Source organism: Microbacterium sp. Leaf203 (assembly GCF_001421275.1).
In the GTDB taxonomy this organism is placed as follows: Bacteria; Actinomycetota; Actinomycetes; order Actinomycetales; family Microbacteriaceae; genus Microbacterium; species Microbacterium testaceum_A.
In genome coordinates, this window is sequence record NZ_LMKF01000022.1 from 1,278,932 (window position 1) to 1,284,257 (window position 5,326).

General features: G+C 67.4%; 4 protein-coding genes and 1 pseudogene. 2 read left to right on the top strand and 3 right to left on the bottom strand.

The features are described from left to right. The 3 genes and pseudogenes from sdhA to sdhC form a co-directional block, all read right to left on the bottom strand. Positions 1 to 1,654 (bottom strand): annotated as a pseudogene (gene sdhA / locus ASE56_RS07180) (succinate dehydrogenase flavoprotein subunit); the annotation flags it as partial. 46 nt (positions 1,655 to 1,700) lie between these two features. Continuing rightward, positions 1,701 to 2,159, bottom strand: coding sequence for a succinate dehydrogenase hydrophobic membrane anchor subunit (locus ASE56_RS07185; protein WP_056226744.1), 459 nt, complete (start codon positions 2,157 to 2,159; stop codon positions 1,701 to 1,703). Next, positions 2,159 to 2,593, bottom strand: a complete 435-nt coding sequence (sdhC, locus tag ASE56_RS07190) for a succinate dehydrogenase, cytochrome b556 subunit (protein WP_013583715.1) — start codon at positions 2,591 to 2,593, stop codon at positions 2,159 to 2,161. The genes ASE56_RS07185 and sdhC overlap by 1 nt, the downstream gene beginning before the upstream one ends. A gap of 215 nt (positions 2,594 to 2,808) precedes the next feature. Here sdhC and ASE56_RS07195 point away from each other — a divergent pair, with 215 nt between their 5' ends. Then, on the top strand, positions 2,809 to 3,927 hold the full coding sequence (locus ASE56_RS07195) for a mannose-1-phosphate guanylyltransferase (protein WP_056226747.1): 1,119 nt from the start codon (positions 2,809 to 2,811) through the stop codon (positions 3,925 to 3,927). Positions 3,928 to 4,185: 258 nt separating this feature from the next. Continuing rightward, the gene (locus ASE56_RS07200; RefSeq protein ID WP_056228365.1) at positions 4,186 to 5,259 is read left to right on the top strand and encodes a BMP family protein; all 1,074 of its coding nucleotides are present in this window, start codon (positions 4,186 to 4,188) and stop codon (positions 5,257 to 5,259) included. Positions 5,260 to 5,326: the final 67 nt, after the last annotated feature.

Here is a 5,326-nt window from a genome sequence, read left to right on the forward strand (position 1 = left end):
CGCGCATGTGACCGCCACGGCTCTCTTCGCGGTTCTGCGCGGAGTAGACGACGACCTCGGCGAGGTCGAGCAGGAAGCCCAACTCGACGGCCTCGAGCAGGTCGGTGTTGAAGCGCTTGCCCTTGTCGTCGACGTGGATGTTCTTGTAGCGCTCGCGCAGGTCGGCGATCACGTCCATGACGTGGGCCAGCGACTCGTGCGTGCGGAAGACCTGCGCGCCCTTGTCCATCTCGTCCTGCAGCGTCTTGCGGAGCACCGCGATGCGCTCGGTGCCGCTGTTGTTGCGCAGACCCTCGATGAGCCCGCGCACCTCGGCGGCGGGGTCTTCGGGAAGCGGCACGAAGTCGGCGGTCTTGACGTACTCGACGGCGTTGCGGCCGGCGCGCTTGCCGAACACGTTGATGTCGAGCAGCGAGTTGGTGCCGAGGCGGTTCGAGCCGTGCACCGAGACGCACGCGCACTCACCGGCGGCGTACAAGCCCGGGACGACGGTGTCGTTGTCGGCGAGGACCTCGGCCTTGATGTTGGTGGGGATGCCGCCCATCGCGTAGTGCGCGGTCGGCATGACCGGCACCGGCTCGACCACCGGGTCGACGCCCAGGTACGTGCGGGCGAACTCGGTGATGTCGGGGAGCTTGGTCTCGAGGACCTCGGCGCCCAGGTGCGTGCAGTCCAGCAGCACGTAGTCGCGGTGGGGACCGGCGCCGCGGCCCTCGGCCACCTCTTGCACCATGCAGCGGGCGACGATGTCGCGAGGAGCGAGGTCCTTGATGGTGGGGGCGTAGCGCTCCATGAAGCGCTCACCGCTCGCGTTGCGCAAGATCGCGCCCTCACCGCGGGCACCCTCGGTGAGGAGGATGCCGAGACCGGCGAGACCGGTCGGGTGGAACTGGAAGAACTCCATGTCCTCGAGAGGCAGACCCTTGCGCCACACGATGCCGACGCCGTCACCGGTGAGGGTGTGGGCGTTGGAGGTGGTCTTGAAGATCTTGCCGAATCCACCGGTCGCGAAGACGACGGCCTTGGACTGGAAGACGTGCAGTTCGCCGGTGGCCAGGTCGTAGGCGACGACACCGGCGACCTGGGTCTTGCCGGCGGCGTCCTTCACCGTGATGAGGTCGAGCACGTAGAACTCGTTGAAGAAGTTGATGCCGAGCTTGACGCAGTTCTGGAACAGCGTCTGCAGGATCATGTGGCCGGTGCGGTCAGCGGCGTAGCAGGCGCGGCGCACGGGCGTCTTGCCGTGGTCGGCGGTGTGCCCGCCGAAGCGACGCTGGTCGATCTTGCCCTCGGGCGTGCGGTTGAACGGCAGGCCCATGTTCTCGAGGTCGATGACGGCGTCGATGGCCTCTTTGGCGAGGATCTCCGCGGCATCCTGGTCGACGAGGTAGTCGCCGCCCTTGATGGTGTCGAAGGTGTGCCACTCCCAGGAGTCCTCTTCGACGTTGGCCAGCGCGGCGGCCATGCCACCCTGCGCCGCACCGGTGTGCGAACGCGTGGGGTAGAGCTTCGAGATGACGGCGGTCTTCGCGCCGGGGCCGGCCTCGATGGCCGCGCGCATGCCCGCGCCGCCGGCGCCGACGATGACGACGTCGAACTGGTGGTAGTGGACGCCGTCCTTGACGATCGAGTCCGAACTGGTCTGAGTGCTCACGTGTGCAATACCTCTGCTGTCAGGGGAGAGAAGGGATGCCGCCGGCTCACGCCGCCTGGCACACGTCCCACAGGGAGCTGCTCTCGGTCACACCGAGGCAGGGGTCGAAGGTGAAGACGACGAGCGTGCCGAGCAGGATGAGGAATCCGGCCGACACCCACAGCGATCCGACGAGGATCTTGCGGACGGTGGCGTTGCCGACGTAGTCGTTGACGATCGTGCGCATGCCGTTGGCGCCGTGGATGAGGGCGAGCCAGAGCATCAGCACGTCCCACCACTGCCAGAACGGCGAGGCGAGCTTGCCGGCGACAAACGCGAAGTCGATCTGGTGGATGCCCTCGCCCGTCATCAGGTTGACGAAGAGGTGGCCGAAGATCAGGACGATCAGCAGCACGCCGGAGGCGCGCATGTAGATCCAACCCCACTTCTCGAGGTTGGAGCCCTTCTTGCGCACGCTGGGCGTGCGGGGGGCGGGGATCGTGGCGGCTTCTTGGGCGACGGACATCAGTGGCTCCCGGTGACGGCGCTGAAGACGTTGATCAGGTGGCGCGGGGTGAACCCGAGCATCGTGACGACCCACAGGCCCAGAACGCCCCACCACAGCTGACGCTGGTGGCGCGTGGCCCAGGGCCAGAAGTCCACGAGGATGATGCGCAGGCCGTTGAACGCGTGGTACGCGATCGCGCCGACCAGGGCCACCTCGCCGAGACCCATGATCGGGTTCTTGTAGGTGCCGATGACGGCGTCGTAGGCCTCGGGCGAGACGCGGATGAGCGCCGTGTCGAGGATGTGCACCAGGAGGAAGAAGAAGATGGCGACACCGGTGATGCGGTGAAGCACCCACGACCACATTCCTTCGCGGCCCCGGTACAGAGTGCCGCGGGGCCTCTTCGAAGTGGTCTCTTTCACCGACGGCGTGGCACGTGCTGGTGCTGACACGGTCGTCCTCCCTGATCGAACACGGTGTGGGGCCTCGCACGGGCCCCGAGCGTCACACGGGCGCCCTTGAATACTACGGCCGGGCTATGAACGGCGGGGATGAGGGTCGCCTAACACTCTCTCGACATCGAGATAAATCGGATGCCGTTCACCCCTCCGTGGACGCCGCCTCGACCTCCCGTGCGTTCGCAGGCGCGACCGCTAGGGTCGGAGCCATGGCAGACCCCGCTATCGACGACTTCTACGCCGTGATCCCCGCCGGAGGGATCGGCAGCCGCCTCTGGCCTCTCTCCCGTGCCGACGCTCCGAAATTCCTCCACGATCTGACCGGTTCGGGTCAGACGTTGCTGCGCGACACGTGGGACCGGCTCGGCCCGCTCTCCGGCGAGGGGCGCATCGCGGTCGTCACCGGTCGCGCGCACCGGGCGGCCGTCGAGCGGGAACTCCCGGGGGTCCCCGACCACAACGTCTTCCTCGAGTCGGAACCCCGTGATTCCTCGGCGGCCATCGGCCTCGCCGCGGCGATCCTCGTCCGCCGAGAGCCCGACGTCATCATCGGTTCGTTCGCGGCCGACCATGTCATCCGTCAGACTCGCCAGTTCGAGTTCGCCGTGCGTCAGGCCGTCGCGGTCGCCCGCGAGGGGTACATCTGCACGATCGGCATCCAGCCCGCCGAAGCATCGGTCGGGTTCGGCTACATCAAGCAGGCCGGTGAGCTCATCGTCGATGGCGCTCCCGAGGCCTACCTGGTGGAACGCTTCGTCGAGAAGCCCGACCTGGACACCGCGAAGGAGTACTTCGCCGACCGCGCCTACCTCTGGAACGCGGGCATGTTCATCACGCGTGCCGACGTGCTCCTCGCCGAACTCGCCGTCAACGAGCCCGAGCTGCACGCCGGCCTGCTCGAATTGGCCGAGGCCTGGGACGACCGCGACCGTCGCGGCCCCGCCGTCGACCGCATCTGGCCGGGTCTGAAGAAGATCGCCATCGACTACTCCGTCGCAGAGCCCGCCGCAGAGAAGGGACGCCTCGCGGTCATCCCCGGCCACTTCGACTGGGACGACGTGGGCGACTTCGCGAGCCTGTCGAAGCTCAACTCCTCCGGGGGGCGCAATGAGCTCGCGATCCTGGGTGAGGACGCCCGCGTCCTCTCCGACGCTTCGAGCGGCATCGTCGTCTCGCAGACCAAGCGCGTGATCAGCCTCATCGGCGTGCGCGACATCGTGGTCGTCGACACCCCGGACGCGCTGCTGGTCACGACGAGCGAGAACGCCCAGCGGGTGAAGGGCGTCGTCGACGCGCTCAAGCTGACCGGTCGCGGCGACGTCCTCTAGACATCGGCCCGCGGATCGCCTCTGAGACCGGATGCCACACCTTGTGGCATCCGGTCTCGTTCATGTCCGGGCGTGTGGCGGTGGCGTGACGCGAGATTGCGTCTTTGTAACCATTGCCGCGCGCGGGGGCTCCCGGCGCACAAGCGCGGCGACACAGTAGGTAACGTGACGGGATCGTCCCTCAAACCCGTTGGGGGCATCCGTCTTGGAGGACCATTCGTGAAGACCACGAAGAAGGCCGTCGTCAGCGGTCTCGCCATGCTCGGCGCCGCCGTGCTGCTCGCCGGTTGCGGCGCTGCGCCCGAGAGCAACGGCTCGACCGCTGCTGCCGGGGGAGACATCGTCGAGGGCTTCACCCCCTGCATCATCTCGGATGACGGTGGGTGGAACGACCGCTCGTTCAACCAGTCGGCCAAGGAAGGCATCGACAAGGCGGCGAGCGAGCTCGGCGTCAAGGCGATCGAGGTCGAGTCCAGCTCGGCGAACGACTACGCCCCGAACCTCGAGAACCTCGTCGCCGAGGGCTGCACGTTCATCGTCGCGGTGGGCTTCAAGCTCAGCGCCGACACCGTCGCTTCGGCCAAGGCCAACCCGAACCTGCAGTACGCGATCATCGACGACCGTGCCGACACCGACAACGACGGCAAGACCGACGCCCCGAACATCAAGCCGCTGCTGTTCGACACCGTCCAGGCCGCCTACCTCGGTGGCTACGCCGCCGCCGCCTACTCGGCTGAGAACGGCGTGAACAAGGTCGGCACCGTCGGTGGCATCCCGATCCCGCCCGTCACCATCTTCATGGACGGCTTCGTCGACGGCGTCAAGAAGTACGACGAGGACAAGAGCGCCAGCGTCCAGACCTTCGGCTGGGACGTCGCCGCGCAGAACGGCTCGTTCACCGGTGGCTTCGCCGCCAACGACGCGGCCAAGCAGGCTGCTCAGGGTCTGCTCGACCAGGGTGTCGACGTGCTCCTGCCCGTCGGTGGCCCGATCTACAGCAGCGCCGCCGACGCGATCCGCGACAGCGGCTCGAAGAGCGTCATGCTCGGTGTGGACTCCGACCTCGCCAAGGCCGACCCGAACGTGTCGGACCTGGTGCTGACCTCGATCCTCAAGCGCATCGACACCGCCGTGTACGACTCGGTCACGCAGGCGGCCAAGGGTGACTTCGACGTGACCCCCTACGTCGGCACGCTCGAGAACGACGGCGTCGGCCTGGCCGACTTCAACTCGAAGTTCACGCTGCCCGCCGGCCTCACCGACGAGCTGTCGGCGCTGCGCGAGCAGATCGTCTCGGGTTCGCTGAAGGTCACCTCGCCCAGCTCGCCGTGAGGCGCCGGGCCTGAGGCCCTTTGAGATCACAACCGCGGTCGCTCGGACCAGGAGTCCGAGCGGCCCC